Origin of the sequence: Mesorhizobium shangrilense, assembly GCF_040537815.1 — a bacterium.
GTDB lineage: Bacteria > Pseudomonadota > Alphaproteobacteria > Rhizobiales > Rhizobiaceae > Mesorhizobium > Mesorhizobium shangrilense.
This window is the reverse complement of the sequence record NZ_JBEWSZ010000006.1, coordinates 1-26193: the sequence shown is the minus strand read 5'-3', so window position 1 is coordinate 26193 and position 26193 is coordinate 1. Positions and strand designations below refer to the sequence as shown.

The following is a 26193-nucleotide window of genomic DNA, read 5'->3' as shown; positions in this document are numbered from 1 at the left end:
TCAATGCACCCCAGGCTTCTTCAGGGCGTCGGCGATCTTCTCCAGTGTGTTGCGCATGGCCTTCTGTTCGTCGGACTGGGCTTCGACCCAGTCACGCATGATCTGCTGTTCCGAGCGCATGTTCTTGACCAGGCCCGAAATGCCGTCGGCAAGATTGGCCATGGCGGTGGCAACGCGCGGATTTGAACCGCCGCCATTTTCCTGCATGCTTCGCAACCTTTCCGACAGGACGCGGATCTCGTCGGAGGATTCAGTCTTGGCCGGATCGGAGACGACTATGTCGGACGACAGGTCGGTGACCGAGGACAGCCAGTTTTCAAGCTCGGTGTAGAAGCGCGTCTGCGCGCGACCCGCCTGCAGGTCGAGGAAGCCGAGCACCAGCGATCCCGACAGGCCGAACAGCGACGACGAGAACGCCGTGCCCATGCCTGCCAGCGGCGCCGAAAGCCCCTGCTTCAGGGAATCGAGCACCGCGGCGGCGTCGCCGGTGCCGGGATCGAGCGACTCGATGGTCTCGCGGATCGAGGCGATGGTGTTCAAAAGGCCCCAGAAAGTGCCGAGCAGGCCGAGGAACACCAGCAGGCCGACGAGATAGCGCGACGTGTCGCGGCTTTCGTCGAGGCGGGTGGCGATGGAATCGAGCATGGTGCGCATCGAGCTGGTCGAGAAGGCCATCGATGACGAGCGACCGATCATCGCCTTCATCGGCGCCAGCAGCACCGGCTCGGTGGTCTCGGAACCGGCACGGAAGGAGTTGACCCAGCGCACTTCGCGAAACAGACGCCCGACCTGGACGAAGGCCAGCAGGATGCCGACGACGAGCACGCCGATGATCAGGCCATTGAGGCCGGGATTGGTGACAAAGGCGGTCGAGATCTGGCGGGTCAGGATCGCGGCGATGAACGCGACGATCACCAGGAAGATCACCATGGTCAGAAGAAAGACCTGCGGGCTCGACAGTTTATGGGGATCATAGATCAGGACGTCGGAGCGCCTGCCCATGCCGAAGGATTTGAGTAAAGCCATCCGTGCCCCGTTTCCGATGCCGCCGATCACGTCGAACGTGACTCTAAACGCAATTGTGACCAAATTGAATGGCGCTTGGCAATATTGCCCACCTGAGTGGCGATTGCCAAATCCGCATCATTCTGTAGCAGTGCCGCGAACGAACCTCGGATTCAAGGCCAGAACGCGCTGCACCACGGCCGGGATCAGAACCGGTTTATCACCAGGCAGTCGACCATGGCTGCAAGATGCAGGCCGGCGCCCGTGACGACAAAGCCATGCCAAAGCGCATTGTGGAAGCGCAGCGCCTTCCAGGCGAAGAAGATGACGCCACAGGAATAGACGATGCCGCCGGCAACGATGAGCACGATCGAGGTCGTCGGCAGCGTCTGGACGAGCGGCTTCACCAGGACGATGCCGCTCCAGCCGATGGCCAGATAGAAGACGATCGCCAGCCGGTCGAAGCGACCGGGGAGAGCGACCTTGATGGCGATGCCGATCGCGGCTGCCGTCCAGACAAGGACGATCATCCACCTGGCCAGCGGCGAGTTGTCGAGCTGGGCGAGGAAGGGCGTATAGGTCGCGGCGATCAGCAGGTAGATCGCGGCATGGTCGAAGCGCCGCAATATCCACTTGGCCGGGGAGGATACCGGCCACAGATTGTAGGCCAGCGAGACCGACAGCACGGTGAGCAGCGAGATCACATAGAAGGCTGCCGCGATGTACTCGCCGGGCCCGGTGTGAAAGGCAGCCAGCGCCAGCAGCGCCGAACCGGCTGATATTGCCAGCACGATGCCGACCGCGTGGACGATGCCGTCGGCGATCATTTCAGCGCGCGAGTAATGCCAGCGTCCGACGAACGGAATGGGAATGTCGGGATTTTGCTGGCTGTTGCTCACGGCCTGGTTTTCCTGCGTCACCCTCATCTGGGCGGTCGCAGGGCAGTATTTCAAGGTTTGGTTGCGGTTTTGCGACTGCGGCGCTTCAGCGCGGCGCGAGCGGCTTCTTCACGGTTTTGAGCAAGGCGCGGTGAATGACCTCGTTGCCGGCAACCACCGAGCCGTTCTCCAGCATGTCCTGTCCGCCGGCCATGTCCGACGCGAAGCCGCCGGCCTCGCGGATCAGCAGAAGGCCGGCCGCGATGTCCCAGGCCGAAAGGCCGGTTTCCCAGAAGCCGTCCATCCGGCCGGCGGCGACATAGGCGAGGTCGAGCGAGGCGGCGCCAAGGCGGCGGATGCCCGAAACCTCGGCCATGACGTTGCGCAGTTCGATGAGAAAATTGCCGTGCTGGCCGCGTCCGAGATGCGGCACGCCGCAACCGATCACCGCGTCGACCAGTTTGGCGCGGCCGGCGACGCGCAGGCGGCGATCGTTCATGAAAGCGCCACCGCCGCGTTCGACTGTATAGAGCTCATCCATCGCCGGGTTATAGATGACGCCGGCAACGATCTGGCCCTGGCGTTCCAGGGCAATCGAGATGGCGAAGACCGGAATGCCGTGCAGGAAGTTGGTGGTGCCATCGAGCGGGTCGACGATCCAGCGGTGCTGGCTGTCGTCGCCTTCGACCACGCCACGCTCTTCCATCAGGAAGGAGTAGCCCGGCCGCGCCTTCGACAGTTCGGTGAAAAGGATGTCCTCGGCCTTGCGATCGGCCTGGCTGACATAATCGCCGGGGCCCTTCAGCGAGACCTGCAGGTTCTGCACCTCGCCGAAGTCGCGCGACAGCGAGCGGCCGGCCTTCATGGCGGCCTGAACCATGACGTTGAGAAGTGCGGAGCGTGCCATAGTGCTTCTTCCTGCTGCTGCGCTTTAAGCTCTGTCCTGATGCATGTCGGTGACCCGAAACCGGGGCCGGGCGACATGCGTCAGTCGGCGCGGCGCACGTAGGTGATTTCGTTGGTGTCGACGATGATGCGTTCGCCGGCACCGATGAATGGCGGCACCAGAACACGGATGCCGTTCTCCAGTATCGCCGGCTTGTAGGACGATGCCGCCGTTTGGCCCTTCACCACCGGGTCAGCCTCGGTGATGGTTAGCGTCACGTAGTCGGGCAGGGAGATGCCGATCGGCCTCTCTTCATAGAGCTGGACCGTCACCATCATGCCGTCCTGCAGGAAGGCGGCACGGTCGCCGACGAAGTCCTTGTTCAGTTCGAGCTGCTCGTAGCTCTGGGTGTCCATGAACACAAGCGCGTCTTCCTGCGCGTAGAGAAAGGAAAAATCCTTGAGGTCGAGGCGGATCTGCTCGACGGTCTCGGCCGAGCGGAAACGCTCGTTGAGCTTGGTGCCGTTGATGAGGTTCTTCAGCTCGACCTGGTTGTAGGCGCCGCCCTTGCCTGGCTTGACAGTGTTGGTCCTGACCGCGACCCACAGCCCGCCATCGTGCTCGATGACGTAACCGGGACGGATTTCGTTGCCGTTGATCTTGGCCATTGTGATTGAATCCGGAGTGAGATGGTCGCCGGGGAAGGCGATTTTGGCCTCCAAGACCACAAATCGCTGGAAGAGGCAAGGGAGCCAGGCGAGACGCCGGCTGTCACGGCAGGCGATTCGCCTTCTGCAGCGCCTGCTTCGTCTGGTCGTCCGACAGGCCCTGCAGGAAGCTGTCCATGTCCGGATCGATGAGGCCGGCGCGTCGGGCGACGATATACCAGGCACCGGCAAGGATGAGATCTGGATCGGTGCCAATGCCGTTCATGTAGAGCTTGGCGAGGCGGTTCCGGGCGGCGACATTGCCACCTTCGGCCGCCTGCTTCATCCAGCCGAAGCCGGACTTCAGGTCGCGGGGACCGCCACGGCCCTCGATCATCCAGGCGCCGAGATCGATCTGCGCCGTATCGTAGTTTTGGCGCGCGGCCTGCGCCAGGAGGCGGCGGGCCTGGGCGTCGTCGCGCTGCTTACCGCCGACGCCGTTGGCATAGATCTGGGCCATCGCATATTGCGCATCGGCAAGGCCGGTCGTGGCGGCGCGTTCGTAGTAGGGCACGGCCTTGCCGATGCCGGCATCGCCGGGATCCTGCTGGACAAGCAGCTGCGCGAAATTGAATTGCGCCAGCGGGTTGCCGGCCTCCGCCGACGCCTGCATCAGCGCATAGGCGCCCTTCTCGTCCTTCTTCACGTAGCGGCCGTCGAGCAGCATCAGCGCATACTGGAACTGCGATTCCGGCACCCCTTGTTCCGCTGCAAGCGCGTACCACTTCGCTGCTTCTGCCGCGTTCTGCGGCACGCCCAGGCCGCGTGACAGTATTTCGGCCAACAGAGTCTGGGCCGCCGGATCGCCGTTCTGCGCACGAGGCAGCGCCAGATCATAGGCCGTCTTGTAAAGCCCGCGCTGGAAGGCCCCGTAAGCCTGGTCCGCCGGTTTCGCGCCAAAGCGGTCGGGGTTGATCGCATCGATCGACGGCAGCGGCGGCGGCTCGGTGGTGGTGGCGGGCTGCGGCAGCGGCGTGTCGATCGGCTTGTCGGTGTGCACGCCGGCTTCGGGTTTGGCCTGCGGCTGCGTTACTGGTTCCGCGGCACTGGCGGCCTGCACCACGAACAGCGCAAGCAGGGCCTGCAGGGGAAGCGTCGCCGAGGCCACGTCAGTCCTCGAAACGCGGCGCGGTTTCATCGAGCAGCACGTTGGCGCTGGCGATCGCCGCCTTCGGATCGACACCTTCGGCGAAGACGGCGCTGGACAGAGCCACGAATTCGCAGCCGGTGGCGGCCACCGCTTCCACCGAGGCGATGTCGGATCCCGCCATGACGATGCAGGGGATCTGGATCATGTCGGCCCACCACCGGCCAAGCGACAGGTTGCGCGGGTGCGGCTCCGGCTTGTTGTCGTAGCCGAAGCGGCCGAAGAAGATGTAGTCAGGCCGGGTTTCGCCGAGCTCCAGCGCGTCGTCCCTGGTCTTGGCGCCGCCGGCGCCGACCATCAGCCGTGGCTGGAAATGCTCGATGGTTTCGGCGAGTTCGGCCTTGCCGACCTCGACATGGATGCCGTCGGCCTGGACGCGGCCGGCGATGCGGGTGTCGCCGGCGATGATCACGGCGATGCCGGCGGCTTGGGCGGCCGGCACGATCTTTTCGGCGAAGGCCTGGAAGGACGCCTCGTCCATGCCATTCTCCGGCAGGATAAGCGATGCGATGTCGCCGCCATCGAATGCCGCGCCTATACGGGCGGCGGAGGCGTCGGGCGGCACGATCAGCACGATGCGGCAGCGATTAGGGGGCGTTGCGTCATTCATTGTTTTTCGATCCCGGTTTTCGCCTATGCCGGGCGAAGATGGTTGGATTGCGGCATAGAGCAAAGCGCGGGAATTGAACAGGCGCTAGCTGTCAGGATGACAACCGCCGATCGGAGCGAAGAGCATCGCTGGCTTTGGTTATGAGGTCAAACACCTTCGACGGCTCTTCGATGCCGAGAAATTGCGGGACAGGGTCAAGAGCCGGCGACCAGCTGCCAAAATTCTGATAACGGCCCCGAGACCAGCCGCCCGGGCTTCCGAAGAATGATGCCGCTGCGCCGAAGCGCAAATTGCCACGCTTTGCTCCCTCGCCGGTAAGTTGGATATCGGGAAGACGCTCCAGGTCGATCGCTGTGAAATTGGAGAAGGGGGCGGCGCGCATGATGAGAATGCGCTTGTCCGTGACCGCGTAGGAGATACGCCGTCTCAACCATGCGTCGACTGCAAATCTGCCAAAGACAAAGAACAACCCAATGCAGATGAACATCGCTCCCCATGCATCAAAGAAAAGCGGCGCGCCTTGCCTTCTCGCCGTATAGGTCCAGAAAATTGCAAAGCCGCACCAGAGCAGGCTGAACGGAATGAGGAACACATCGCGACCGGTGAACAGCACACCCTGCGCGGGAATACCGCTCCACAAGATGCGTTCGCGGGGCAATAGCCGTCTTTGAAAGGTCACGACGTCCACGCCACCGCCCCTCGTATGCGCCTTATGCTTTCATCGCATGAGTCCTGCTTCCCGTGCAAATCCGCGGTGCTTCACCTGCTGGCCTCAACGGCTTGCCCCGGCGTTTTCGATTTCCACAAGGACCAGCCGAGGTTCATGCCGGCCGCGGCGATCAGGATGGCCAGGGCGCCGACGATCTGGACCGCTTGCAGCCGATGGCCGAAGGCGACGATATCGCCCAGGATGGCCACCACCGGATAGATGAAGGACAGCGAGCCCTGCAGATATGTCGGCAGTTTCTGGATGGCGCCATACATCAATATGTACATCAGCCCGGTATGGACGATGCCGAGTATGGCCAGCATGATCCAGCTCCGCGCATCGGCCGGCGGATGGGCGAGGTTGGCGAAGGGCGCGAGCATGACAATGCCGACGCTGACCTGAATGAGGGCGATCAGCTGTGGTGGCGTGCCCTTGAGTTTCTTGGTGACGATGGCGGCGACGGCCCAGAAGAAGGCCGCGCCGAGCGCCATCAGGATTCCGAGAAAATAATTCGTGCCGCCATAGCCGGCATCAGGCTTGGCCTGCACGATCAGCACCATGCCGGCAAAAGCGATCCCCAGCCAGGTCAGCTTTGCCAGGGTCAGCCGTTCGGAGAAGAACAAGGCGCCAAAGGCCACCAGCATGAAGGGCTGGGTGTTGTAGACCGCTGTGGCGATCGAGATCGATGCGCGCGAGAATGAGCCGAAAAGCAAGAGCCAGTTGATGACGATGGCGGCGCCCCCGAGAGCCGCCATCGTCATGATGCGTAGCGACAGTGCATGGCGCAACAATCCCAGCGCCGCGCAGATGACCATCAGCGTCATCGCGCCGAAAGCGCAACGCCAGAACACGACGTCCAGCACGGGTTGGCCGGAGAGGACGACGAACCACCCGATCGTGCCGAGGATCGCCATCGCCGCCGTCATCTCGATCGTGCCGCGTACCGTATTGTCCATGGGATGCTCCTGAAGCTGCCGGAGCCCTGATAATCTCATGTGCGGTTGGCGCTTCCCATAATTCTGGCAAGGTGATATCAAGATTGTACCTAATTATATAAGGTATAACTGCTATCTTCTGTGGAATGTAAAATGCTCGATGGTCCGGACAGAAAGCTGCTCGATATCCTGCTCAAGGATTCGCGAACCTCGCTCAAGGATCTTGCGGCCCAGGTTGGGCTGTCGTCACCAAGTGTCTCGGAACGGCTTCGGCGCCTCGAGGAGCGCGGCGTCATCAGGGCCTTCACCATCGACATCGATCCGCAGGCTCTCGGCTATACGCTGCAGGCGATCGTTCGCATCCGGCCCTTGCCGGGCAAGCTGCATATCGTCCAGAAGCTGATCGAGGAGATCCCCGAATTCGGCGAATGCGACAAGGTGACGGGTGATGACTGCTTCGTCGCCCGGTTGTTCGTGCGCTCCATCGGCGACCTCGACGGCATCCTCGACCGCATCGCCGACAAGGCCGAGACCAGCACCGCCATCATCAAGGCGCAGCCGATCCGGCGACGACCGCCGCCGCTCGCCCCCGTCCTGGATATGTGACAGTCCCCCGCTGACATTTGCAGTCGCGGCATCGCGGCTTCTGGGGTATTCAGGCGTGGATACGCTTCCCTCCAGCCCTTCTCTTTCCATGACAGGTCTGCTCGCCGATCCGTGGTTCTATGCCGCGGCCATTCCGGCGGTCATTCTCGTTGGCTTGTCGAAAGGCGGCTTTGGCGGCGCGGTCGGATTTGTCGGCGTGCCGTTGATGGCCTTGACCATACCGCCGGTGCAGGCAGCCGCCATCCTGCTGCCGATCCTTTGCCTGATGGACATCGTCTCGGTGTGGACATGGTGGAGCGACCGCAGGATGCTGGTCGACATGATGCCCGGCGCCGTCATCGGCATCGGCCTTGGCTGGCTGACGGCGGCACTGGTCACGGAAGAAGCGGTGCGGCTGATCGTCGGCGCGGTCGCCATCATCTTCGTGTTGCGCTGGCTTTACCTGCAGTTCCGCCACGGCTCCGATCACGCGGCCAAGCCCAACCGGGTGGCCGCGGCGGCCTGGGGCACGGTCGCCGGCTTCACCAGCTTCGTCGCCCATGTCGGCGGCCCACCCTTCCAGGTCTACGCGCTGCCGATCCGGCTCGACCCGAAGGTGCTGTCTGGACCGCCGCGATCTTCTTTGCCGCCACCAACGCGCTGAAGCTCATCCCCTATTTCGCGCTCGGCCAGTTCGACACCGCCAACCTGACGGCTTCAGCGGTGCTGATGCCGCTGGCGCCGCTCTCGACCATTGCCGACGCTTGGCTGGTGCGGCCCATGCGGCCGGAAATCTTCTACCCGTTCACCTATGCGACGGTGGCGGTCGTGGCGGTGAAGCTGCTGTGGGACGGGATCGCTGGCCTGATGTAGGCGATCAGGCGACGCGCGGCGTCAGTCGCCGTGCGCCGCCGAGAGACAGAGCGAGGCCGATCGCCAGGATCATCAGCATGGCGGCAAGGATGGCGATGTCGTGCAGCGTTGGCTTCAGCACCATGTCGGCGATGATCACCAGCATCACCGCATAGTCGAAGCGCGCGGCGGTGAGAATGCGCTGGCCATGGGCAAGGGCTCCCGGCGTCACGCCGTCCCTGTCGATCATCTCAGCCATCTTTTCGGCTGTCGGCTTGAAGATGAACATGCCGACGCAGAAGGTGGTGAAGTAGCCGGCAAGACCGATGATGATCCACAGCTCGGAAAAACCGACCCAGAACCAGCACATGACCAGGCCGAAGGCGAGGGTCAGAATCGACAGTGGCGCAAACAGCTTGCCGCCGAGCTCACCGGTGGCGCGCATCGCCTGAAGCGTTCCCGGCAGATCGCCCGCGCGATCGGCGAGGAATGCCAGCAGCATCAGCGTGAATCCGCCGCCCACCCAGACGGTGGCCGAAACGACGTGCAGGAGTTTGACGATGGAATACCAGTCCATGGATTTCCCCGAATGTTGCCCATGATCGCGAAGAGTGCAGGACTTTGCTCGTCCTCACTTTCGATGAATTGGCTTTTGCGCGACTCCCGTTTCGGAACGATGTCGCGCGCAAGCCGGATTTGTTTCGGCCTGCACCGCAGCTTCGGATCGATATTCAGGTCGACGATTGCCTCAGTGCGTTGTGTTGTTCTCTGCTAATGTAACAACACCGGGCGAGGCCGGGCGCGGGGCGTCATCATGCAGAAACATGGCCGATGCTAGTGCGCCGGTGCCGGAGACCCGGTGGCGGAACGACCGCCCTGTTCAACCCATTCCCAGAGCGGGAAAAGGCAATTCGGGGGACCATACGATGCAAGGGGTAGCTAGGAATTTCTTCACGCTGGCCATCATCTATTCGCTGTGCGGGATGGCGCTCGGCCTGCACATGGCGATCAGCGCGGACCATGGCCAGATGCCAACCCACGCCCACACGATGGTGGCGGGGTGGCTGATGTCGGCGGTGTTCGCCTTCTTCTACCACCTGTTTCCGGCTGTGGCGCAAAAGACGCTTGCCGTTGTCCATTTCTGGCTGACGGCAATCAGCGGCATCGGGCTCATGATCGGGCTGTACGTCATGCTTGCCGGCCACCCGGCCATCGAACCGGTGCTGGGCATATCGTCGATGGCCTTCTACGCGGGGATGCTGCTGTTTGCCTTCATCGCATTGCCGGCGATCTGGAAGAACTGACGCAGGGTCCCGGGGAAGCGATGGGTGTGCTGTTCCGGTACAGCCAGGTGCCGTTTCATCAAAAAATGTTGGCGCCCTTAAGGGTTCATTAAGCTTTACAAGCGTTTACTATACCCATCCAGTGATCTGGATTCTTACCGAGTGGTTGGAGCCACTTTGTTTGACGCCTCCCTGTTAAACTCCTGAGAGCCGCCTTACCCGCGGCTCTTTTTTTGTCTGGTTTCCGACTGTTTCCCCGCCGTTAACCGTTTGTTAAACATGTGCTTGCCTTCGCCAACTACGAGGCGCATTTTCAATGCTTCAGTCGTATAGGGTGCTGGGCGCGACGGCAATGAAGCCTGACCAGCCAGCTGTTGGAAGTGCAGGGGCGTATTGATGAACGAGCCTTCGAAGGCAAGCGCGAACACCGTCAAGCTGGCGGAACGCCGTGTCTTTTCCCAATCCTTCAAGCCCCTTTACCAGGAAGGTATGGGCCTGGTCGAACAGGCTGCCGAATATCTCGACGGCAAGGGCCGGGCCGAGGCGAAGAAACTGTCCAGGCTGGCGGCGACACTCTATGCCGCCGAATCGATGCGGCTGACCACCAGGCTGATGCAGGTCGCGTCCTGGCTTTTGTTGCAGCGTGCGGCGAACTCCGGCGAGATGACGCGCGATCAGGTTGCTTCCGAAAAGTCCAAGGTCCGCCTCGATACCGCTTCCGCCCATGATGAAGCGGCTGGCTGGGCCGAACTGCCCGAGGATTTTCTCGACCTCGTCACCCGCTCGCTGCGCCTGCAGGCGCTGGTGCGCCGCATGGATGAGGAAATCTACGGCGGCGCCCTGGTCGATGCGTCGTTCGCGGCCCGCCGCAGCAACCCCGTCTCCGACCAGATCACGCTTTTGAACACCGCTTTCGGCCGCGGCTGAGCTCAATCGCCTCTTCGTTTCCGGTTTGTTCACATTTCGCTGGCATCGCTTCCCACCGGAGGTAAAGTTGGCAGATGGCGGAAGCGATTCGCATCATAGGTATCGATCCGGGGCTCAGGCGCACCGGCTGGGGCATTGTCGAGAGCCTCGGCAATTCGCTGCGCTTCGTTGCCTCCGGAACCGTGCGTTCCGAAGACAAGGCGGCGCTGGCGACACGCCTTTGCCAGTTGCATGATGGGCTCGCCGAGGTCGTGCATGCTGCCATGCCGCACGAGGCGGCCGTCGAACAGACCTTCGTCAACAAGGATGCGGTGGCGACGCTGAAGCTTGGCCAGGCGCGCGGCATTGCCATGCTGGTGCCGGCGCGCGCGGGCCTGGTCGTCGCCGAATATGCCCCCAATGCCGTCAAAAAGGCGGTGATCGGCGTCGGCCACGGCGACAAGAAGCAGATCCACATGATGGTGAAGGTGCTGCTACCGAAGGCGACCTTCGATACCGAACATGCCGCCGACGCTCTGGCGATCGCCATCTGCCACGCGCATCATCGGCAGAGCGTCGCCTACCGGATGGCGCTTGCCGGCTAGCGATGTTCTTGACTTGTTCTCTTTCCTGAGATAGGTAATACCCACGAGGTATTACCATGCGCGTCACCACCAAGGGGCAAGTCACAATCCCCAAACCGATAAGGGATCACTTGGGCATCGGCCCGGGTTCCGAGGTGGAATTCGTGGCCACCAACGGGGGCGTTCAACTGATTGCCGTCAACGAGAACCTCTCTGAGGAGGAGAAATTGCGCAGGTTCAACGATGTCCTTGACCGAATGGAGGGGACATTGGATCTGGGAGGCATGACCACCGATCAGTACATGGAGTGGTTGAGGGGCCCGCGTGAAGATCTCGACGTTGATTGACACGAATGTCCTCCTCGACGTCTGGGGACCGACCGGACCGCTGACAAAATGGTCAGCGTCTGCAATTACCGTTTGCCGCCGCGACGGAGCGTTGGTGGTCAATACCATCGTCTGGTCTGAGTTGGCGCCGCTGATCGCGACGGAGACGGCGTTGCGAAAAGCAGTCGATATGCTGGAGATGGATCGCGAACTTGTACCTTGGGACGCCGCATTCCTTGCAGGCGTCACGCATTCCCGCTATCGCCGGGCCGGTGGTGTTCGGGAAAGAACCTTGCCCGATTTCTTTATCGGTGCTCATGCGACCGTTGCCGGGCATCGTTTGTTGACCCGCGACGCCGCTCGGTATCGTAGTTACTTCCCGGACCTTGAGATCATCTCTCCGGAATCCCATCCATGAAAGCTGGCGCATGATCGGCAAACTCAAGGGCACGCTGGACGAGATCGACGAGGACCACTGCATCGTCGATGTGCATGGCGTCGGCTATGTCGCCTATTGCTCGGCGCGTACGCTGGCGTCGCTGCACGGTCCCGGCGAGGCGGTGGTGCTGTTCATCGAAACCTATGTGCGCGAGGACATGCTGCGGCTCTACGGTTTCCAGTCGGCGCTGGAGCGGGAGTGGTTCCGGCTGTTGATGACCGTGCAGGGCGTCGGCGCCAAAGTGGCATTGGCCATGCTGTCGACGCTGGCGCCAGCTGATCTCGCCAATGCCATTGCGCTGCGCGACATCGCCATGGTCAGCCGGGCACCCGGCGTCGGCAAGAAGGTGGCCGAGCGCATCGTCACTGAACTGAAGAACAAGGCGCCGGCCTATGCAGGCACCGCCTCCGGCACCATCGGCCTGAAGCAGGAACTGGGCGAGGGCGTGGCGCCGGCGCCGATCGCCGATGCCGTCTCGGCGCTGGTCAATCTCGGCTATTCGCGCGACACCGCCGCCAATGCGGTGGCGGCAGCATTGAAGACGGCCGGCGAAGATGCGGATGCATCGAAGCTGATCCGTTTCGGCCTGAAGGAACTGGCGCGGTGAGCCGTCGCTTGTTCCGCTCCCTGCCGTATGCAAGGAAGGCGGCATGAGCCTTTCGCCCCGTCTGATTGCTCCCGAGAAACGCGGCGAGGACGCCGACCAGACCTTGCGCCCGCAGACGCTCGCCGATTTTGTCGGCCAGGCGGCGGTGCGGGCCAATCTCAAGGTGTTCATCGAGGCCGCCAAGGGCCGCAACGAGGCGCTCGACCATGTGCTGTTCGTCGGGCCGCCCGGCCTCGGCAAGACCACGCTGGCGCAGATCATGGCGCGCGAGCTCGGCGTCAATTTCCGCTCGACCTCCGGGCCGGTCATCGCCAAGGCCGGCGATCTCGCTGCGCTGCTGACCAACCTCGAAGAAGGCGACGTGCTGTTCATCGATGAAATCCACCGGCTCAGTCCGGCGGTCGAGGAAATCCTCTACCCGGCAATGGAGGATTTTCAGCTCGACCTGATCATCGGCGAGGGGCCGGCGGCGCGCTCGGTCAAGATCGACCTTGCCCGCTTCACGCTTGTTGCCGCCACCACGCGGCTTGGCTTGCTCACAAATCCGTTGCGCGACCGTTTCGGCATCCCGGTGCGGCTCAATTTCTACACGGTCGAGGAACTGGAGCAGATCGTACGGCGCGGCGCCAGCATCCTGCAGATGCCGCTCGGCGACGACGGCGCGCTGGAAATCGCGCGGCGCGCGCGCGGCACGCCGCGCATCGCCGGGCGGCTCCTGCGTCGCGTGCGCGATTTCGCCTCTGTCGCCGGCGATGGTCATGTCAACCGGCAGGTCGCCGACGAGGCGCTGACCCGGCTCGAAGTCGACGCGCTCGGCCTCGACTCGCTCGACCGCCGCTATCTGTCGATGATCGCCCGCAACTTTGGCGGCGGCCCTGTCGGTATCGAGACCATCGCCGCCGGCCTGTCGGAGCCGCGTGACGCCATCGAGGACATCATCGAGCCCTATCTGATCCAGCAGGGGTTCATCCAGCGCACGCCGCGTGGACGCGTGCTGACGGCCAATGCCTGGCGTCACCTCGGGCTCGACGCGCCGAAGGATCTGGCGCAACAGCAGATCAACCTGTTCCAGGAAGAATAACCGAGCGACTGGTCGAGCGGTCCATCCGGCGGGAGCCTCGGTGAGGAGCCTGCGCAAAATCTCCCAATCCCCGCCGGTTTGCTGGCGCATTCGTCGGTTTTAACGGTGCTCATTGTCGGGGCATTGGCCCCGATTGGGGCGGGGGCCGAGCCATGATGACCAGACGCGGGTTCCTGCGCTTTATCAGCGGGTCATTGCTTTCCGTCGCCTCATTCAGCACCTATGCTGTCGGCATCGAGCCGATGTTGCTGACCCATGTGAAGCGCTATGCGTTGACGCCGCCAAACTGGCCGGCCGGATTGCGGCTGCGTGTCGTGGCACTTGCCGACATCCATGCCTGCCGGCCGTGGATGTCGCCCGAGCGAATTGCTTTCCTTGCCGAACAGGCGAACGCGTTGCAGCCGGACGTGATCGTCCTGCTTGGCGACTACATCGCCGGCATGCGCTTGATGGCGGAGCCGGTGGCGGCATCCGAGTGGGCCTCGGCCCTGTCCGGTCTCAAGGCGCCGCTCGGTGTCTGGTCGGTCCTGGGCAACCATGATTGGTGGGAGGACCCTGTAGCACAGCAGGCGGGTGCAGGACCGACAGTGGGGGGCACGGCGCTCGAGAGCTTTGGCATCCCCGTCCTGGAAAACGACGTCGTGCGCCTCGAAAAGGACGGTCATGGCCTCTGGCTTGCCGGACTTGCCGATCAGATGGCCTTGCTGCCCGGCCGGGATCGCAGCAGGGTCAAGGGACTGGACGACCTCGATGGCACGATGGCCAAGGTGACCGACACGTCGCCGGTCATTCTGCTCGCGCATGAGCCGGATATATTTCCGAAGGTGTCGTCCAGAATTTCGCTGACCCTCTGCGGCCATACCCATGGCGGGCAGGTGCGGATCTTCGGCTATTCGCCGATTGTGCCTTCCCGTTTCGGTAACCGTTATGCCTATGGCCATGTCGTGGAGTCAGGCCGCAACCTGATCGTCTCGGGTGGACTGGGCTTCAGCACATTGCCGGTGCGGTTCGGCGTGCGCCCTGAGATCCTGTCGATCGATCTGGGCTGACCTTCCCGGTCCAACGAAGGCGCGTCAGCGAAGTCCCTTGATCGCCTCCATCACGTCCGGCTCGGCCTTCTCGCCGTTAAAGGCATCGACGATGCCGAAGGCGCCGCCATAGCTCCATACCGACCATGAGAAACCGTGCGCTTCGGCGCGTGCGATCATGTCCTTCACATAGGCCGCACGATACTGGGCGGGCATGACGTAGGGATTGCCGTATTCCTGGCGGATCATGCCGAATTCGCCCAGCGTGATGTTTTCCGGTTTGATGCCGTTGGCCTTGGCCCAGGCCTCGACGCGCTCGAACGGCGCGTCCATCAGGGCCAGCAGCTTGTCGGGGCTGTCCATGCTGGCGACCTGTTCATCGAGATAGGCGAGCAAGCCGCTTTGCCGCAGCCAGGGCGCCTTGGCCTTCATGCGGGCGCGGATCGTGTCGAGCGTGGCGTCGAGTTCGGCGCGTGGCACCACGCTGAGCGGGTGGGGCAGGCCGGTCACGTAGGGAATGAAATCGCCGGCCCAGGTCGCACCCTGATGGGTGAGCAGGAACGGATCGTAGGAGTGGAAGGTCCAGATGACGTTGTCGTCGGGAATTGCCTTGGGGTCGATCTTCGCCAGTGCCGTCGAACTGGAGTAGCAGGCGCCGGTCAGGATCAAGGTCAGCTTCGTGGCCGAGGAGCGGGCGGCCGCGAACAGTCTCTGCTGGCGTTCCGGCCAGAGGTTTGTGCCGTCGGTGTCGCAATCGACGATCGGCTCGTTCATCGGCTCGAAGGCCACTTGCGTCGGGTCCTCCGCGGCCAGGGTGCGCGCCATCTTCCTGGTCATCTCGACATAGGCGTCGAAGATCCGTGGGTCGTCCATCACCTCGGCCATGCCGACCTTGCGACTGCCGCCAGACGGGATCAGGTGCATGTCGACGATCACCTTCAGCCCGGCGCGGTTGATCATCCGCGCCGAATCCAGCACGCTGGCATAGAGATCGTCGCGCAGCGCCAGCGTCTTGTCGGACAGGAAGGGCGAAGGGTCGACCGGCATGCGCAGGAAATCGAAGCCGGCGTTCTTGAGCGCCTTGAGGTCCTCATCCTTGAGGAACTTGCGCCATTCCGGGTAGGGCAGGATAGCCTTGGGATCGCTCCACTGCTCCTCGCCCACCCATGTCGTCCACTGGTCGAGATTGAGGCCGCGCTTCATCGAAAACGTCGCCGCGTGGCCGGGCAGCGTCAAAGCGGTCAGCAGCAAAAGCGCGGCCAACAAGGTCTTGATCATCACCGTCAACAGTGTCATCCGGGTTCCTGCGCCAAGCCAGTGCGTGTCGCCCAAACATGTGCAGCGGTCTTGGGCAACGACATGCACAGAGGAAACCACCTGGAGCGCGACGCGCTTTAGGTGCCCCGTCGGGATCAAAAAGGGAAGCGCTATGGGCGATCATGGTGAATCGGCGACGCTGTCGGCAGGCCTTTCCGGAGCGCTGACGGAATTCGGCCATCGGCTGATGGCGCGGGTCTACTATGCCGACACCGATTTCTCGGGCGTCGTCTATCACGCCCGCTATCTCGAATTCTTCGAACGCGGCCGTTCCGACTATCTGCGGCTGACCGGTGTCCATCACACCGAGCTTGCAGACGGCAGGCATGGCGAAAAGATCGTCTGGGTGGTGCGGCGCATGGAGATCGATTTCCGCGGCTCGGCTGTTATCGACGACATCCTGACCATCGACACGCGCACCGAAGACATTTCCGGCGCGCGCATCTTCATGGCGCAGCAGCTGAAACGCGGCGACGAGGTGCTGGTCGAGGCGCGGGTCCAGGCGGCGATCATCGGCGAGAACGGCCGTCCCCGGCGCTTTCCCAAGGAATGGGTGCAAGCGTTCATGCCCAAGGCCGCCAGCTAGAATTCTTCCCATTGCAGGCCGCACAATGCCGGCTTGAGCGGATGATCGCCGGTGCCGCGATGGTCGCAAGGCGCGTCAATGCGTCGCGCCTTATGAACTAACCCATCCTTAACCATAACGGTTCATGAAGAGATTGGTGAAGATTGGCGGAATCCAAACGCCTTCCTTTCACCAACATTTGCCCCGAAAAGGCCGCCAACGGTGCATTTTGGGGTTATTCCGCAAGCTTGACGCGAACGGACCACAAGGGATGCCCATGGGCCAGCCGCCAGCGATGCCCGGAAAATCTTAAGGACGTTACCATGGAAAATATCGCACTCGCCGAACCGGGCGCGCAATTGTCGATTTGGGCGCTGTTCATGCAGGCCAGCTGGGTGGTCAAGCTGGTCATGATCGGCTTGCTCTGCGCCTCGGTATGGACCTGGGCGATCATTGTCGACAAGCTCGTCTCCTATGCCCGCATGCGCGTGGCGCTCAATCGCTTCGAGCAGGTGTTCTGGTCGGGGCAGTCGCTGGAAGAGCTTTACCGGACGCTGGCCGACCGCAAGACCACCGGCATGGGCGCGATCTTTGTCGCTGCGATGCGCGAATGGAAGAAAAGCTTCGAGAAGGGCGCGAAAACGCCACTCGGGCTGCAGACGCGCATCGACAAGGCGATGGACCTGGCACTGACGCGCGAGATGGAAAAGCTGGAGGGGCGTCTGGGCTTCCTCGCCACCACCGGCTCGGCCGCACCCTTCATCGGCCTGTTCGGCACGGTCATCGGCATCATGACCTCGTTCCAGGCGATCGCCGGATCGAAGAACACCAGCCTTGCCGTGGTCGCGCCCGGCATCGCCGAAGCGCTGCTGGCGACGGCCATCGGCCTGCTCGCCGCCATCCCCGCCGTCATCGCCTACAACAAGCTGTCGTCGGACGCGAGCAAGATCGCGGTGCGCATGGAAGGGTTCTCCGACGAGTTCTCCGCCATACTCTCGCGCCAAATCGATGAAAAAGTCGCGCCGAAGGCCTGAGGGACGATCATGGGAATGTCATTGGGCGCAGGTGGTGGACGTGGCGGACGCGGTCACAGACGGCGCGGCCGCCACCACGCATTGATGTCGGAAATCAACGTCACGCCGATGGTCGACGTGATGCTGGTGCTGCTGATCATCTTCATGGTCGCCGCGCCAATGCTGACGGTCGGCGTGCCGATCGACCTGCCGGACACGCAAGCCAAGGCCATGAACGCCGACACCCAGCCGATAACGGTTTCGGTGAATCAGGCAGGGCAGGTCTATCTTCAGGAAACAGAAATTCCGATCGAAGAGGTCGTGGCGAAACTTCAGGCAATCTCCAAGACCGGCTATGAGGAGCGTATCTTCATACGCGGCGACAAGAGCGCCGACTACGGCACGGTGATGAAGGTAATGGCCCGCATTTCGGCGGCCGGCTACAAGAACATCGGTCTGGTTTCACTGCAGGAACAGGGTCAATAGACGCAAGATGAGGACGGGCCTCACCACATCGGTGATCATGCATGCGGCGGTGCTGGTCTTTGGCCTGTTCACGCTGTCGGCTCCGGCTGCGCTGCCTCCGTCGGATGTCGAATCGATCGCTGTCGACATCGTGCCGGTGGAGGCCGTCGCCCAGGTCCTGCAGGGCGACAAGAAAGCGGTCGTGCATGAAAAGCCCGCACCGACGCCAACCCAGCGCCCGGACATCGTGCCGGACGCGCAGAAGGTTGGCGAGAACAGCGTCGATACCGACAAGCCGATAACGCCGGAAGCCAAGCCGAAGCCGGTCGACACGACGTCGGCTCCGCCGCCGGCGCCGACCCCGGTCGAGAAGCCGAAGCCCGAGGACGTGCCGAAGCCGCAGGAAAAGCCGAAGCCCATTCCGGCAACGGAAGTGGCGCCGGCGCCGCAGCCGAAGCAAGAGGTCAAGCCCGAGCCGGTCAAGCAGACGGACCCCAAGCCGACACCGGCCAAGCAGCCGGCGCAGACCCCTCCGGATGAAAAGACCGCCGCGATCCAGCCGACGCCGCAGGTCAAGCCGGATGCCGTCGCCGAGGCGATAGCACAGGATCCGCCCACCGAGACCACAAAGCTGCCGGACTCCGCGCCCGCGCCAGAGGCCCGCCCGAAGCCGCAGCCGGCACAGGCCGAAAGCGCCAAGGCGCCGGAGCGCAAGGACGCCGACAAGCCGGTCAAGGAAGCATCGTCGAAGCCGAAGTCGGACGACAAGCAGTTCAACGCCAATGAGATTTCAGCTCTCCTCGACAAGCAGAAGCCGTCCGGCGGCGGCGCCAAGCGCTCGACCCAGCAAGCGTCTCTCGGCGCTGACAAGAACCAGGGCCAGAAGCTATCGAAGTCCGAGCAAGGGGCATTGGAAGATCAGCTCGGTGGTTGCTGGACCCTTCCAGTTGGCTTGGAAGGTTCGGAGAATTTCACCGTGGTGGTTCGTTTCAGCCTGAATGCCTCCGGCAAGCTGGAGGGCCGCCCGACTGTCGAGAAATCCAGCGGCAATGCCCAGTTCGACAGCAGTGCAATTCGCGCCGTGCAGAAATGCGATGTCACTGGGCTGCAGGTTCCTGCAGGAAAGCAAGACATATGGTCCGATGTTCGCGTCAACTTCGATCCAAGAGCGATGCTTGGCCTGTAGCCCGAGCACCCAAAAAATCAGCAAGAGAAGCGAGAAGACATGAAATCCATCCTCAAGCCGCTCCTGATGGTCGCCGCGATGGCGATGGGCATCAATGCTGTGGTCACCTTGCCTGCTCGAGCAACCCTCGAGCTCAACGTCAACAAAGGCAATGTCGAGCCGATGCCGATCGCCATCCCCGACTTTCAGGGAGGGCTCGGCGCGCAGATATCGGAGATCGTCACAGCCGACCTGAAACGATCTGGACTGTTCGCGCCGATCGACAAGAGCGCGTTTGTCGAAAAGATTACCAACCCAGATGCTCCACCCCGTTTTGACGACTGGAAGATCATCAATGCGCAAGCGTTGGTGACAGGCAGCGTGAGCAAGGAGGCCGATGGCCGCATCCGCGCTCAATACCGACTTTGGGATATTTTTGGTAACCAGCAGATGGCTGGTGAACAGTTTTTCGCCAATGACGCCAATCAACGCCGTGTCGCTCACATCATCGCCGATGCGATCTATGAGAAGCTAACCGGCGAGAAGGGCTATTTCGACACGCGCGTCGTCTTCATCGACGAATCCGGTGCCAAGAACGCGCGCAAGAAGCGTCTTGCCATCATGGACCAGGACGGCGCCAATGTGCGTTACCTCTCGGATGGCAAAGCGATCGTGCTGACCCCGCGTTTCTCGCCGAACCGGCAGGAAATCACCTACATGTCCTACGAAAGCGGCCAGCCTCGGGTCTATCTCCTGCAGATCGAGACCGGGCAGCGCGAACTGGTCGGCAATTTTCCCGGCATGACTTTCGCGCCGCGCTTCTCGCCCGACGGCCAGAAGGTGATCATGAGCCTGCTGCGCGACGACGGCAATTCCAACATCTTCGCCATGGACCTGAGAAGCCGCTCGACCACGAGGCTGACCAATTCGACCGCCATCGACACCTCGCCATCCTATTCTCCGGACGGCAGCAAGGTGGTGTTCACCTCCGACCGTGGCGGACGCGCGCAGATCTACGTGATGGGCGCTGACGGCTCCGGCCAGACCCGCATCTCCTTCGGCGACGGCGTCTATTCGACGCCGGTATGGTCGCCGCGCGGCGACCTCATCGCCTTCACCAAGCAGACCGGCGGCGAATTCCAGATCGGCGTCATGAAGACCGACGGCTCTGGCGAGCGCATCCTGTCCTCCGGCTTCCAGCAGGAAGGACCGACCTGGGCGCCGAATGGCCGCGTGCTGATGTTCTTCCGCGACTCCGGCGGCGGTCCGAAGCTTGTTTCGGTCGACCTCACCGGCCGCAATGAACAGCCGATCCCGACCGCCAATTTCGCATCGGATCCGGCCTGGTCACCGCTGCTGGAATAGTTTGCCAAAAAGCACAATGACTTCGGAAAGGGCCCTTTCGGGCCTCTTTCCATGCCTTGGTCGCGTTTTGGCCGCATTTACGCCTACGGTCCGCGCCAAATGTGACCTCGATTGGACCGGCTGCGGACGGCAGCCGAAACAGAATATTAACCGTGTTCCTTGAGCGTCGGTTAACCCAAACGTGGTTACTGGTTGATCAATGAATTCACTCGAATTGCGAAGGAGAGGCGGCATGGGCCGTATCGCAGCACTTACCAGAAACCCGGCCATGATCGCGCTGGTGGCGATGCTCGCCATCACGGGTTGCGCCTCGAAGAAGACGCTGAACAACCCCGGTGATCTCGGCCTCAACGGCGCCGGCGCGGCAACGCCCGGCTCGGCACAGGACTTCACCGTCAACATCGGCGACCGTATCTTCTTCGACACGGACTCGACCTCGATCCGGGCCGACGCCCAACAGACACTCGCGCGCCAGGCCCAGTGGCTGAACAAGTATAGGCAGTACGCCATCGTCGTCGAAGGCCATGCCGACGAGCGCGGCACCCGCGAATACAATCTGGCGCTCGGTGCCCGCCGCGCCGCCGCGACTCGCGACTTCCTCATTTCCAAGGGTGTTGCGTCCAACCGCCTGAAGACCATTTCCTACGGCAAGGAGCGTCCGGTCGCGGTCTGCGACGACATCTCCTGCTGGTCGCAGAACCGTCGCGCCGTCACCACCCTCAGTGGCGCTGGCTCCTAACGCGCAATCCCAGCGCTTCAGCGTCCAATGGGACGCGTGGCGCCGATGTCGGCAAAAATGCAACACAGTGATGCGAAAGGCGGCCGTGAGGCCGCCTTTTTCTTGTCGGGGCCTTTGAAACAAAATTTGGCCGAAGTCTCACGTCCTGCTATGAGCCGAGGGCGCTTGGCTGGTCCTATTCTGATTGGAAGGGCGCAAAAACAGGCTAACGATTCTACGGCGAGAGGCACATGCATTTCAGATCGGTCTTGAGCGGCACGCTTGCGCTGCTGCTCCTATCAGGCGTCACCGCCCTGGCCAGTGGCACAGGGCAACCAGCAGACAGCGGCTTTTCCTTCCACCTGCCGACGATCCAGCTGCCCGGCATCCTTGGCGAGAAGAAGCAGCCGGACCAGGTTCAGCTCGCACAGTCAGCCAGTACAGCCTCGCTGGAAGACCAGCTGCGGCAGATGAACGGCAAGATCGAGGAACTCAACTTCCAGGTCCTGCAGATGCAGGAGCAGATCCGCAAGCAGCAGGAAGACAACGAGTTCCGCTTCCAGCAGCTTGAAGGTGGCGCGCAAGGCGGCCAGCCGGCGTCCGGGAAGAAGACGGATCCGCAGAAGAAATCCGACGCGACAACCGACAGCGAGCAGAACGTCGCGGCGGCACCCGCGACGCAGGCGCCAGCCGATGCAGGCAATGCGTCGGGCGGCGGACAGACCATCGAGGACGTCATCGTCGAATCGCCCAGCGGCGATCCCGGCACGGTCATTCCTGGAACGGGAGCGCCGGCCAAGACGTTCGGCTCCATCACCGTCGACAAGAACGGCAACGTCATCGATGCCGAAGGCCACAGCCAGGCCAGAGCGCCGGCGCAGGCACCGGCCGCGGGTGCCGCCGCCGGTGGGGCCAAGACCGGCAAGTCCGACGGCACGGTGGTTGCGGCGTTGCCCACCACCAACAGCGCGGAGGAATTGTACCGCAACTCCTACCAGTTCATCCTGTCGGGCGACTATGGCACCGCCGAGCAAGGCTTTCGCGACCACATCACCCGCTTCCCAAAGGACCCGAGAACGGCGGATGCGCATTACTGGCTGGGCGAGTCGCTGCTAGGCCAGCAAAAATACCGCGATGCGGCCGAGATTTTCCTGGCCGCCAGCAAGGACTATCCAAAGGCCAAGAAGGCCCCCGACATGCTGCTCAAGCTCGGTGTGTCGCTGGTTGGCCTCAAGCAGCACGATGTGGCCTGCGCCACCTTCAGCGAGATCGGCAAGCGCTACCCAGACATATCGCCGACGCTCAAGGAGCGGGTGAAGCAGGAAAGAGCGCTCGCGGCGTGCTAGCCTGCATGCCGTTGTCCCAGAACCGGGACCATTTTTGGGCGACATGCATTGATGCTCGACACCGGGCCTGACATTTCGGATCTTTCGAAGATCGATTTTACCAGCGGCGCCGTTGTTGCCGTGTCCGGCGGCAGCGATTCGACCGCCCTTCTTCTCCTTCTCAAAGACTACCTGTACCGCACCGCACCGGCGACTAAGCTGCTGGCGGTGACGATCGACCATAATCTGCGGCCGGCCTCGGCGGCGGAGGCGCAGGCCGTGGCAAAGCTCTGCGCAGCGCGCAACATCTCCCATCGCACGCTGACCTGGTCCGGCCGCAAGCCTTCGACCGGCTTGCCGGCGCGCGCGCGCGCGACACGCTACAGGTTGCTGGCCGAGGCCGCTGGATCGGAGGGCATCGGCCTGATCCTGACCGGCCATACCGCCGATGACCAGGCCGAGACCGTGCTGATGCGGCAAGCGCGAGGGAAGGGACTGGCAGGCGAAGGGGGGCCGGCCGGCGAAGAGGGGCGTGGGTTGGCAGGCATGGCGCCAGCCACGCTTTACGACTGGCGATGCTGGATTCTGCGGCCGCTTCTGGGCACGAGACGCCAGGCGCTGCGCGACTTCCTGCGGCGCCAGCATGTCGGCTGGGCAGACGATCCGACCAATGCCGATGAAACCTTCGAGCGGCCGCGCATCCGGACGATCCTTGCCGAAGACAAGGCAGCATGGGGCGATGCAATGGCGGTGGCCGCCAGCGCCGCGACCGGACGCACGGCACTTGGGCTTCGTGCGGCTGCATTGATCCGCGACCTTGCCAGCCAGCCAGGCCCTGGGCTTGTCCGCCTCGATCCCGACTTTGCCAGATCCGGCGACGACCGGGCGGCTGTCTATGCACTGCGCATCCTGCTGGCGACCGTTGGCGGGGTTTCGTTCCTGCCGGACCGGATGCGCGGCGAAGCGCTTTTCGACCGGCTGAAGGACGGCTCTTTTTGCGCTACATTGTCGCGGACGGTCATCGACGCGCGCCGGAACGGCGTGTGGTTGCGGCGTGAGATTCGCGGCCTGCCACTCCCTGCCGCTGCTTCGGACATTTCGTCCTGGGATGGACCGTCTTGGGATGGGCGCCGGCGGATCACATTGGGCGACACCAACAGCGCATTCTTGATCGCGCCGCTCGGCATGATGGCGGCAAGAAAGATCGTCGTGCCGGAAGATCATGGGCCGCCGGGACTTTTGCGGGCTGGGCTGGCCGCCGAACCGGCGCTTTGGCGAGCCGGCCAATGCCTTGGCCTGCCCGGAAGCAAACCGGATCTGGCGGCAATCGCGGTGCGACCGGCCGTCGCGCCTTTCGCCCGCTTCCTGCCGTCCTTCGATCTGGCCCCGGCGCGTGCCGTTGCGGAGCTGACCGGCGCACCCTCCATTCCGCCCTTGCCTTTCAGTGGCCACAGTGCCGGCCGATCATGGGCGAAAGCTTAACCGAGACGTGCTGTTATGCTTGGCAAGGGGAGGCGCTCTCCCTATGTTAGGCTCAAGTTTCCTCTCAAGACACGTGTCCGCCCGCGGACGCCAACGGGACAATTGATGAATCCGAACTATCGCAACCTAGCGCTCTGGGCGATCATAGCGGTCTTGCTCATAGCCCTGTTCAATCTGTTCCAGACGCCGCAGACGCGTGGAGCGTCGAGCGATGTGCCCTATTCGCAGTTCCTGCAGGATGTCGCGGCGGGCCGGGTCAAGACGGTGACCATTGCGGGCGCCCGCATCTCCGGCACCTACACCGACAATTCCAGCGGCTTCCAGACCTATTCGCCCGGCGATCCCCAGCTGGTCCAGAGGCTGCAGGACAAGAACGTCACCATCAATGCACGGCCTGAGACCGACGGCTCCAACTCGCTGTTCGGCTACCTGATCTCGTGGCTGCCGATGATCCTCATCCTCGGCGTCTGGATATTCTTCATGCGCCAGATGCAATCCGGGTCCGGGCGCGCCATGGGTTTTGGCAAGTCGAAGGCCAAGCTCTTGACCGAGGCGCACGGCCGCATCACCTTCCAGGACGTCGCCGGTGTCGATGAAGCCAAGGAAGATCTTGAAGAGATCGTCGAGTTCCTGCGCGATCCGCAGAAGTTCCAGCGGCTGGGCGGCAAGATTCCGCGCGGCGTGCTGCTCGTCGGCCCTCCAGGTACCGGCAAGACGCTGCTCGCGCGCTCGGTTGCCGGCGAAGCCAATGTGCCGTTCTTCACCATTTCTGGCTCGGACTTCGTCGAAATGTTCGTCGGCGTCGGCGCCAGCCGTGTCCGCGACATGTTCGACCAGGCCAAGAAGAATGCGCCCTGCATCATCTTCATCGACGAAATCGACGCTGTCGGTCGCCATCGCGGCGCCGGCCTCGGCGGCGGCAATGACGAGCGCGAACAGACGCTGAACCAGCTGCTGGTCGAAATGGATGGTTTCGAATCCAACGAGAGCATCATCCTGATCGCAGCCACCAACCGGCCCGACGTGCTCGATCCGGCGCTGCTCAGACCAGGCCGCTTCGACCGCCAGGTGGTGGTGCCGAACCCCGACATCGTCGGTCGCGAGAAGATCCTGAAGGTGCATGTGCGCAACGTGCCGCTGGCGCCGAATGTCGACCTCAAGGTCATCGCACGCGGCACGCCGGGCTTCTCCGGCGCCGACCTGATGAACCTCGTCAACGAATCCGCACTGATGGCGGCGCGCCGCAACAAGCGTCTCGTCACCATGGCCGAGTTCGAGGACGCCAAGGACAAGATCATGATGGGCGCCGAGCGCCGCTCGTCGGCCATGACGCAGGCCGAGAAGGAGCTCACCGCCTACCACGAGGCCGGCCACGCCATCCTGGCGCTGAACGTGCCGTCGGCCGATCCGCTGCACAAGGCGACCATCATTCCGCGCGGCCGCGCGCTGGGCATGGTCATGCAGCTGCCGGAAGGCGACCGCTATTCGATGAGCTACAAGTACATGATCTCGCGTCTGGCCATCATGATGGGCGGCCGCGTTGCCGAGGAGTTCAAGTTCGGCAAGGAGAACATCACCTCGGGCGCCTCCTCCGACATCGAGCAGGCGACCAAGCTGGCGCGCGCCATGGTCACGCGCTGGGGCTTCTCCGACAAGCTCGGCCATGTCGCTTACGGCGACAACCAGGAGGAAGTGTTCCTGGGGCACTCGGTGGCGCGTACGCAGAACGTCTCGGAAGAGACGGCGCAGATCATCGACGCCGAAGTGCGCCGGCTGATCGACGAGGCCTATTCGACGGCGAGGACCATCCTGACAAAGAAGAAGAAGGAATGGATCACGCTGGCGCAGGGGCTGCTCGAATACGAGACGCTCTCCGGCGAGGAAATCAAGCAGCTGATCGCTGGCCAGAAGCCCGCGCGCGACCTTGGCGACGATACGCCGCCGAGCCGTGGCTCGGCCGTGCCCAAGTCGGGTGGCCGGCGCAAGAAGGGCCCGGAGCCGGAAGGCGGCATGGAGCCGCAGCCGCTGGGCTGAGCAGGTACCTCATTCGTTTCAAACGCCGCGGCTTGTCCGCGGCGTTTTTGTTTTGGAGGTCGGAGAGCCCGCGACCTGCAACGTCGGCGATTGGCGAAAGCCGGAGCGATGGCCAATTTCCCCCTTGCGGGCAGGCAATCGCATGTGGCGGCGCCAGCCCCCCACTCCGGCCGCTG

The 26193-nt window shown here is 63.0% G+C and carries 28 protein-coding genes and 1 pseudogene; 19 read left to right on the top strand and 10 right to left on the bottom strand.

Going from position 1 to position 26193, the window contains the following annotated elements; genetic code table 11:
* From ABVQ20_RS33615 to ABVQ20_RS33580, 8 genes are all read right to left on the bottom strand, one after another.
* Entirely contained in the window at positions 1-1026 is a 1026-nt protein-coding gene (locus ABVQ20_RS33615) for a MotA/TolQ/ExbB proton channel family protein (RefSeq protein ID WP_354464128.1), read from the bottom strand.
* 185 nt (positions 1027-1211) lie between these two features.
* Positions 1212-1931 carry a PAQR family membrane homeostasis protein TrhA gene (trhA, locus tag ABVQ20_RS33610; RefSeq protein WP_435528477.1) on the bottom strand — a complete coding sequence of 240 codons (720 nt, stop codon included), beginning with the start codon at positions 1929-1931 and terminating at the stop codon, positions 1212-1214.
* Between the two features lie 58 nt (positions 1932-1989).
* A complete protein-coding gene (locus ABVQ20_RS33605; protein WP_354464126.1) occupies positions 1990-2790 on the bottom strand; it encodes an inositol monophosphatase family protein in 801 nt (266 codons plus the stop codon).
* A gap of 80 nt (positions 2791-2870) precedes the next feature.
* A complete protein-coding gene (gene efp, locus ABVQ20_RS33600; protein WP_013529127.1) occupies positions 2871-3437 on the bottom strand; it encodes an elongation factor P in 567 nt (188 codons plus the stop codon).
* A 103-nt stretch (positions 3438-3540) separates the two neighbouring features.
* Positions 3541-4614: a tetratricopeptide repeat protein gene (locus ABVQ20_RS33595; protein WP_435528476.1), complete on the bottom strand. Its 1074-nt coding sequence runs from the start codon at positions 4612-4614 to the stop codon at positions 3541-3543.
* Positions 4586-5233 (bottom strand): thiamine phosphate synthase, encoded by a 648-nt coding sequence (locus ABVQ20_RS33590; RefSeq protein ID WP_354464125.1) that lies wholly within the window; start codon positions 5231-5233, stop codon positions 4586-4588. Before ABVQ20_RS33590 ends, ABVQ20_RS33595 begins: the two co-directional genes overlap by 29 nt.
* A gap of 91 nt (positions 5234-5324) precedes the next feature.
* Positions 5325-5921, bottom strand: a complete 597-nt coding sequence (locus tag ABVQ20_RS33585) for a PH domain-containing protein (RefSeq protein ID WP_354464124.1) — start codon at positions 5919-5921, stop codon at positions 5325-5327.
* Positions 5922-5992: 71 nt separating this feature from the next.
* Positions 5993-6898 (bottom strand): DMT family transporter, encoded by a 906-nt coding sequence (locus tag ABVQ20_RS33580; protein ID WP_354464123.1) that lies wholly within the window; start codon positions 6896-6898, stop codon positions 5993-5995.
* A 132-nt stretch (positions 6899-7030) separates the two neighbouring features.
* Here ABVQ20_RS33580 and ABVQ20_RS33575 point away from each other — a divergent pair, with 132 nt between their 5' ends.
* Both ABVQ20_RS33575 and ABVQ20_RS33570 read left to right on the top strand, forming a co-directional pair.
* A complete protein-coding gene (locus ABVQ20_RS33575) occupies positions 7031-7483 on the top strand; it encodes an Lrp/AsnC family transcriptional regulator (protein ID WP_354464122.1) in 453 nt (150 codons plus the stop codon).
* Positions 7484-7571: 88 nt separating this feature from the next.
* Positions 7572-8335 (top strand): annotated as a pseudogene (locus ABVQ20_RS33570) (sulfite exporter TauE/SafE family protein).
* Between the two features lie 4 nt (positions 8336-8339).
* Here ABVQ20_RS33570 and ABVQ20_RS33565 read toward each other — a convergent pair.
* Positions 8340-8891, bottom strand: coding sequence for a DUF2269 family protein (locus ABVQ20_RS33565; RefSeq protein ID WP_354464121.1), 552 nt, complete (start codon positions 8889-8891; stop codon positions 8340-8342).
* 349 nt (positions 8892-9240) lie between these two features.
* Here ABVQ20_RS33565 and ABVQ20_RS33560 point away from each other — a divergent pair, with 349 nt between their 5' ends.
* The 8 genes from ABVQ20_RS33560 to ABVQ20_RS33525 all read left to right on the top strand — a co-directional run bounded on the left by ABVQ20_RS33560 (position 9241) and on the right by ABVQ20_RS33525 (position 14589).
* A complete protein-coding gene (locus ABVQ20_RS33560) occupies positions 9241-9618 on the top strand; it encodes a hypothetical protein (RefSeq protein ID WP_354464120.1) in 378 nt (125 codons plus the stop codon).
* Between the two features lie 375 nt (positions 9619-9993).
* Positions 9994-10524, top strand: coding sequence for a protease adaptor protein RcdA (gene rcdA / locus ABVQ20_RS33555; protein WP_354464119.1), 531 nt, complete (start codon positions 9994-9996; stop codon positions 10522-10524).
* Positions 10525-10598: 74 nt separating this feature from the next.
* Positions 10599-11108 (top strand): crossover junction endodeoxyribonuclease RuvC, encoded by a 510-nt coding sequence (gene ruvC, locus ABVQ20_RS33550; protein WP_354464118.1) that lies wholly within the window; start codon positions 10599-10601, stop codon positions 11106-11108.
* A gap of 56 nt (positions 11109-11164) precedes the next feature.
* Positions 11165-11434, top strand: coding sequence for an AbrB/MazE/SpoVT family DNA-binding domain-containing protein (locus tag ABVQ20_RS33545; RefSeq protein WP_354464117.1), 270 nt, complete (start codon positions 11165-11167; stop codon positions 11432-11434).
* On the top strand, positions 11412-11831 hold the full coding sequence (locus tag ABVQ20_RS33540) for a type II toxin-antitoxin system VapC family toxin (protein ID WP_354464116.1): 420 nt from the start codon (positions 11412-11414) through the stop codon (positions 11829-11831). Before ABVQ20_RS33545 ends, ABVQ20_RS33540 begins: the two co-directional genes overlap by 23 nt.
* 10 nt (positions 11832-11841) lie before the next feature.
* The gene (gene ruvA / locus ABVQ20_RS33535; RefSeq protein WP_354464115.1) at positions 11842-12459 is read left to right on the top strand and encodes a Holliday junction branch migration protein RuvA; all 618 of its coding nucleotides are present in this window, start codon (positions 11842-11844) and stop codon (positions 12457-12459) included.
* A gap of 43 nt (positions 12460-12502) precedes the next feature.
* Complete coding sequence (gene ruvB / locus ABVQ20_RS33530; protein ID WP_354464114.1) at positions 12503-13540, top strand: Holliday junction branch migration DNA helicase RuvB; 1038 nt, start codon at positions 12503-12505, stop codon at positions 13538-13540.
* A 152-nt stretch (positions 13541-13692) separates the two neighbouring features.
* Positions 13693-14589, top strand: a complete 897-nt coding sequence (locus ABVQ20_RS33525; RefSeq protein ID WP_354464113.1) for a metallophosphoesterase — start codon at positions 13693-13695, stop codon at positions 14587-14589.
* 24 nt (positions 14590-14613) lie between these two features.
* On the opposite strand, the gene ABVQ20_RS33520 is transcribed toward ABVQ20_RS33525, so the two are convergent.
* On the bottom strand, positions 14614-15864 hold the full coding sequence (locus tag ABVQ20_RS33520) for a glycoside hydrolase family 5 protein (protein ID WP_354464112.1): 1251 nt from the start codon (positions 15862-15864) through the stop codon (positions 14614-14616).
* Between the two features lie 133 nt (positions 15865-15997).
* Between ABVQ20_RS33520 and ybgC the strand changes: the two genes are divergently transcribed.
* From ybgC to ftsH, 9 genes are all read left to right on the top strand, one after another.
* Entirely contained in the window at positions 15998-16471 is a 474-nt protein-coding gene (gene ybgC / locus ABVQ20_RS33515) for a tol-pal system-associated acyl-CoA thioesterase (RefSeq protein WP_354464111.1), read from the top strand.
* 302 nt (positions 16472-16773) lie between these two features.
* Complete coding sequence (gene tolQ / locus ABVQ20_RS33510) at positions 16774-17484, top strand: protein TolQ (RefSeq protein WP_354464110.1); 711 nt, start codon at positions 16774-16776, stop codon at positions 17482-17484.
* 9 nt (positions 17485-17493) lie between these two features.
* On the top strand, positions 17494-17949 hold the full coding sequence (tolR, locus tag ABVQ20_RS33505) for a protein TolR (RefSeq protein WP_354464109.1): 456 nt from the start codon (positions 17494-17496) through the stop codon (positions 17947-17949).
* 7 nt (positions 17950-17956) lie between these two features.
* Positions 17957-19114, top strand: coding sequence for an energy transducer TonB family protein (locus ABVQ20_RS33500; protein WP_354464108.1), 1158 nt, complete (start codon positions 17957-17959; stop codon positions 19112-19114).
* Between the two features lie 39 nt (positions 19115-19153).
* The gene (gene tolB / locus ABVQ20_RS33495) at positions 19154-20458 is read left to right on the top strand and encodes a Tol-Pal system beta propeller repeat protein TolB (protein ID WP_354464107.1); all 1305 of its coding nucleotides are present in this window, start codon (positions 19154-19156) and stop codon (positions 20456-20458) included.
* A gap of 232 nt (positions 20459-20690) precedes the next feature.
* Positions 20691-21197 (top strand): peptidoglycan-associated lipoprotein Pal, encoded by a 507-nt coding sequence (gene pal, locus ABVQ20_RS33490; protein WP_354464106.1) that lies wholly within the window; start codon positions 20691-20693, stop codon positions 21195-21197.
* Positions 21198-21427: 230 nt separating this feature from the next.
* Complete coding sequence (gene ybgF / locus ABVQ20_RS33485; RefSeq protein ID WP_354464105.1) at positions 21428-22522, top strand: tol-pal system protein YbgF; 1095 nt, start codon at positions 21428-21430, stop codon at positions 22520-22522.
* 51 nt (positions 22523-22573) lie between these two features.
* Complete coding sequence (gene tilS, locus ABVQ20_RS33480) at positions 22574-23983, top strand: tRNA lysidine(34) synthetase TilS (RefSeq protein ID WP_354464258.1); 1410 nt, start codon at positions 22574-22576, stop codon at positions 23981-23983.
* Positions 23984-24088: 105 nt separating this feature from the next.
* On the top strand, positions 24089-26017 hold the full coding sequence (gene ftsH / locus ABVQ20_RS33475; RefSeq protein ID WP_354464104.1) for an ATP-dependent zinc metalloprotease FtsH: 1929 nt from the start codon (positions 24089-24091) through the stop codon (positions 26015-26017).
* Positions 26018-26193 lie beyond the last annotated feature (176 nt).